The following is a 5,277-nucleotide window of genomic DNA, read 5'->3' on the forward strand; positions in this document are numbered from 1 at the left end:
AGGGTGGGCTGCTGGAGTTTCTGGGGCGTCGGGACGAGCAGGTGAAGGTGAGGGGGTACCGGATTGAGTTGGGGGAGGTGGAGGAGGCGCTGAAGCAGCACGCGCAGGTGAAGGAAGCGGCAGCGGTGGTGAGGGGAGAGGGGCAGGAGAAGCGGGTGGAGGCGTACGTGGTGGCGCCGGGAGGAGAGGGAGGGGCGCTGAAGGAGTACGTGAGGCAGAAGTTGCCGGAGTACATGGTGCCGTCGGTGGTGGTGGTGCTGGAGGCGCTGCCGCTGACGCCCAACGGCAAGGTCGACCGCAAGGCATTGTTGGCCTCCGACGCGGGGCCTTCCGAGCCCCGTCAGCACATCGAGCCGCGTACGGTCACCGAGCAGAAGCTGAGCATCATCTGGTGTGAAGTGCTGGGCATCGAGCGGGTGAGCGCGGACGCTGACTTCTTCGAGTTGGGCGGGCACTCGTTGCTGGCCACGCAGCTCATCGCGCACATCCGCTCCGCTTTCGGCGTGGAGTTGCCCCTGCGCACGCTCTTCGCGTCACCTGTGCTCGAAGGGCTCGCGCTGCGAATCGAGGAGTCGGCGCGGGAAGCGGCGGCGCCGAGCGTGCCAGCGCTGACCCGGGTACCTCGCATGGGCGCATTGCCCGTGTCGTTCGCCCAGCAGCGGCTCTGGTTCATCGACCAGCTCCATCCGGGCAGTGCCAGCTACAACGTCCCCATCGTCCTCCGGATCGAGGGCTCGCTCGATGTGAGCGCGTTGCAGCGCGCGTTCTCCGCGCTGGTGGCGCGCCATGAGTCGTTGCGCACGACGTTTGCCTCCCACGAGGGCCAGCCTGTCCAGGTCATCCATCCGGCCATGGACGTCCAGCTCGCCTTCGAGGACTTGAGCACGCTGCCGGAAGTGGAGCGCGAGGCCGAATTCCGCGCGCGTGCGACTCGAACAGCCCTGCGGCCGTTTCATCTGGAGCGCGGCCCCCTGGTGCGCGTGGGGCTGTCGCGGCTGTCGCCGGACGTGCACGCCCTGGTGCTGGTGCTGCATCACATCGTCTCGGATGGCTGGTCGCTGGGCGTGCTGGTCCGCGAGGTGGGCGCGCTCTATGCGGCCTTCCTCGAAGGACGGTCTCCCGGGTTGCCGGAGCTGCCCGTGCAGTACGCGGACTACGCGGTGTGGCAGCGGCAATGGCTGAGCGGCGCCGTGCTGGAGACGCAGCTCGACTGGTGGCGGCAGCAGCTGTCTGGCGCGCCTCCTCACCTGGAGCTACCCACCGACAAGCCCAGGCCGGCGACGTTGTCGCACCGCGGTGCATGGGTGCCGGTGCGGTTGTCACGGCCGATGAGCGACGCCGTGACGGCACTGGCCCATGCGGAGGGAGCCACGCCCTTCATGGTGCTGCTGGCGGCCTTCCAGCTCCTGCTGTCGCGCTACTCGGGGCAGGAGGACGTGCTGGTGGGCTCGCCCATCGCGGGTCGCCGGTACGAAGAGACGGAGGGGCTCATCGGCTTCTTCGTCAACACCCTGGTTCTCCGCGCCCAGGTCCAGCCTCATGCCACCTTCCGCGAACTGCTGGCGCAGGTGCGTGAGCGCACGCTGGGGGCGTACGAGCATCAGGACCTTCCCTTCGAGAAGCTCGTGGAGCATCTGCAACCCGAGCGGAACCTGGGGCGCAGCGCGCTCTTCCAGGTCCTCTTCGTGTTGCAGAACGCCCCGGTGGGGCCGTTGTCGCTGCCCTCGCTGACCGTGAAGCCGATGGGGTTGATTGACAAGGAGGCGGCTCGCTTCGAGCTTTCGTTGAGCCTGGGGGAGACTCCACGGGGTTTCGAGGGCTTGCTCCAGTTCAGCACCGACCTCTTCACGGCGGCCACGGCGGAGCGGATGGTGTTCTACCTGGAGCAGGTGCTGAAGGCCGTCACCACGCGGCCCGAATCGCGCCTCTCCCAGATACCGCTGCTGACCGATGCGGAGCGTCATCAGGTGCTGGTGGAATGGAACGGCTCGGCCCAGGCTCTCCGGTGGGAGGCTGTCCACCGGTGTGTCGAGCACCACGCAGAGCGGACGCCAGAGGCGCCCGCGGTGCGGTGCGAGGAGCGGGAGCTGACGTACCGCCAGTTGGAGGCGCAGGCCAACCAGGTGGCGCACCAGTTGAGGGGAATGGGGGTGGGCGCGGAAGTGCCAGTGGCGCTGTGCCTGGAGCGGGGCGTGGAGTGGGTGGTGGCGATGCTGGGGATTCTGAAGGCGGGAGGCGCGTACGTGCCGCTGGACCCCTCGCAACCAGAATCCCGCCTGCGCGCGCTGGTGGAAGAAGTGGCCGCGCCGGTGGTGGTGACGCAGGCGCGGCATGCGGCGACTTTCGAGGGACTGTCCGCGCGCCGGGTGGAGATGGATGGAGACGCGGCGCGGCTCGAGGCGCAGCCGACGGAAGCACCGCGGGTAGAGGTGCAACCCGAGCAACTGGCGTACGTGCTGTTCACATCCGGAAGCACGGGGCGGCCCAAGGGCGTGGCGGTCACACACGGACAGCTTGCCCACTACGTGGAAGCGGCGAATGCGCGGCTGGGGTTGGCGGAGTGCACGAGCTTCGCGCTGGTGTCGACGGTGGCGGCGGACCTGGGAAACACGGTGCTGTACGCGGCGCTGTGGACGGGGGGACTGCTGCATGTGCTGACGCAGGAGAGGGCAAGCAGCGCGGCGGGAGTGGAGGAGTACTTCCAGCGGCATGGGGTGGAGTGTTTGAAGGTGGTGCCCTCGCACCTCGCGGCGCTGATGAGTGGCGCCGCGCCCGGGCAGGTGTTGCCGACGAAGCGGCTGGTGGTGGGAGGAGAGGCGGCCTCGTGGAGCCTGCTGGAGCAGGTGGCGGCGCTGGCGCCCGGGTGCGAGGTGCACAACCACTACGGCCCGACGGAGACGACGGTGGGTGTGCTGGCGGGGCGAGTGGAGCTGCCACGTCGAGCGGAGTCACCCGCGACGGTGCCGCTGGGACGGCCGATGGGCAACACACGGGTTTACGTGCTGGACCGGAGCCTGCGTCCTGTGCCGGTGGGCGTGGGGGGAGAGTTGTTCGTGGGAGGGGCGCAGGTCACGCGAGGGTACGTATGGCGCCCGGAGTTGACGGCGGAGCGGTACGTGCCGGACCCGTTCAGCATGGAGGCTGGAGCGAGGATGTACCGCACGGGGGACAAGGTGCGGTGGTTGGGGGATGGGCGACTGGAGTTCATCGGGCGGACGGACTTCCAGGTGAAGGTGAGAGGGTTCCGGGTGGAGCCCGGAGAAGTGGCGGCGGTGCTCAGAGCGCATCCCGACGTCCAGGACGCGGTGGTGGTCGCGCGAGAAGAGGTGCCTGGAGACAATCGGCTGGTGGGCTACGCCGTTCGTACGGCCAGGGCGGCTCCGGACATCGCGGCCCTCAGGGGCTTCCTCCAGCAGCGGCTTCCTGGGCACATGGTGCCGTCGGCGCTGGTGGTGCTGGACGCCCTGCCGCTGACGCCCAATGGCAAGGTGGACTGGCGCGCGCTGCCCGTGCCGAACGTGTCGGCGCGTGGCCCGGCTCCCGCCTATGAGGCGCCGGCTTCCCCCATGGAAGAGTCGTTGGCCGCTGTCTGGGCCCACGTCTTGCGGGTGGAGCGGGTGGGCCGGGAGGACGACTTCTTCGCGTCGGGTGGTCATTCGCTACTGGCCACGCAGGTGGTGGCGCGTGTGCGTGCGGTCCTGGGCGTAGAGGTCCCGCTACGCGCCCTCTTCGAGGCGCCCACCTTGCGGTCCTTTGCCCAGCAGGTGGAGCAGGCGACTCGAAGTCAGACGCTGCTCGCGCTGCGTCCGATGCCTCGGGGGGACCGGGTGCCGCTGTCATTCGCGCAGCAGCGACTGTGGTTCCTGGATCGGCTGAAGCCGGGCGGTACCGAGTACAACGCACCGTATGTGCTGCGGGTGGAGGGCCCCCTGGATGTTTCTGCCTTGGAGCGAGCCTTCTCGGAGCTGGTGCGCCGTCATGAAGTCCTGCGTACGGCCTTCCCGGATGAAGGCGGAGCACCTGTCCAGCGCATCGCTTCGCCATCGCCGGTCCACCTCTCCGTGGTGGAGCTGGGCGCCCAGGATGAGTCCGAGGTGCGGCACCGGGTGCGCGCGGAAGTCGACCGCGCATTCGAGCTCGCGCGTGGGCCGCTGCTGCGCCCCCTGCTGTTGAAGCAGTCCGAGCAGGCGCACGTCCTCGTGCTGCTGTTGCATCACATTGTCTCGGACGGTTGGTCCGCGAGCGTGCTGCTTCGGGAGTTGGCGGCGCTCTACGACGCGTTCTCGCAAGGGCTGCCGTCACCATTGCCGGAGCTGCCCGTGCAGTACGCGGACTACGCGCTCTGGCAGCGCGAGTGGTTGAAGGACGAGGTGTTGGAATCGCAGGTTCGCTACTGGCGCGAGGTGCTGGCGGGCGCGCCGCGATTCCTGGACCTCCCCACGGACAGGCCTCGCCCCGCGGCGCAGACCTTTCGAGGTGGAATCCAGCGGCAGATGTGGCCGAAGGCGCTGTGGCGGCAAGTGGAGGCGACCGCGCGGCGAGAAGGGGCCACGCCGTTCATGGTGCTGCTGGCGGCGTATCAGACGGTGTTGTGGCGGCTCTCGGGGCAGGACGACATCAGCGTGGGCTTCCCCATCGCGGGTCGCACGCAGGCCGAGACGGAGGGGCTCATCGGCAACTTCGCCAATACCCTGGTGCTGAGGGCTCGCGTACGTCCCGAGCTTTCCTTCCGGGACATGTTGGCGCAGGTGCGTGAGGTGACCCTGGGCGCCTACGCGCACCAGGACGTCCCGTTCGAGAAGCTGGTGGAGGCATTGCAGCCGGAGCGGGACCTGAGTCGCAGCCCGTTGTTTCAAGTCTCCCTGACACTTCAGAACACGCCTGTGCCCGAAGTGAAGCTGCGACAGGGATTGTCGCTGACGGTGATGGACGCGCGGATTCAGACGTCGAAGTTCGACCTGTCGATGTTCGTCGTCGAGCTGCCGGAAGGTGCCGCCGCGTCAGTCAATTACAACAGCGACCTGTTCGAGGCGAAGACGGCGGAGCGGCTGCTGAGGCAGATGTCGGTGCTGCTGGAGGCCGCGGTCGCGAATCCGGAGACGCGCCTGGGCGAGCTGTCGTTGATGTCGGTGGAGGAGCGGCGCGTCCTGGTGGAGGAGTGGAGCGGGAGGCGAGCGGAGTACCCGAGGGAGGCGTCGCTGGCGGAGCTGTTTGAAGCGCAGGTGGAGAGGACCCCGGGCGCGGTGGCAGTGGAGTGGGCAGGGCAGCAGGTGAGTT

Annotated in this window: 1 protein-coding gene; it reads left to right on the forward strand. The window is 68.5% G+C overall.

The annotated features are described in order from the left end of the window. Positions 1-5,277, forward strand: a 5,277-nt coding sequence (locus FMQ63_RS36750; protein WP_141277033.1) for a non-ribosomal peptide synthetase, incomplete at both ends; no start/stop codon positions are given.

Source organism: Myxococcus sp. CA005, from assembly GCF_006518205.1.
In the GTDB taxonomy this organism is placed as follows: Bacteria; Myxococcota; Myxococcia; order Myxococcales; family Myxococcaceae; genus Myxococcus; species Myxococcus xanthus.